Here is a 294-nt window from a genome sequence, read left to right as displayed (position 1 = left end):
CGGTGAGATTTCCAGAGTCGGATTTCCTCCATATACCCAGTATGGTGTAAAAGAAAATCCGTTTGGTGATGGTGACGTAGTCTCCTGTGCAGAGGACTGGCTGGAAAAGGTAAGCGAAGATGAGCCTTTCTGTATGTATGTCGGTACACTGGGGCCTCACGATCCATACTTTGTTCCGGAAGAGTATCTGGATCTCTATCCGGATGAATCGATGGATCTGCCGGTGTCGTGGACTGACCGGATGCTTGACAAACCGAATCTCTACAGAAGGACGAGGGAGCGGTTCGATCAGCT

The 294-nt window shown here is 50.0% G+C and carries 1 pseudogene; it reads left to right on the top strand.

The annotated features are described in order from the left end of the window. Positions 1–294: pseudogene (locus NE473_RS31725) on the top strand (sulfatase-like hydrolase/transferase); the annotation flags it as partial.

It is taken from the genome of Hungatella sp. SL.1.14 (genome assembly GCF_024460495.1).
In the GTDB taxonomy this organism is placed as follows: domain Bacteria; phylum Bacillota; class Clostridia; order Lachnospirales; family Lachnospiraceae; genus Hungatella; species Hungatella hathewayi.
This window is presented reverse-complemented; position numbering and strand designations above follow the sequence as displayed.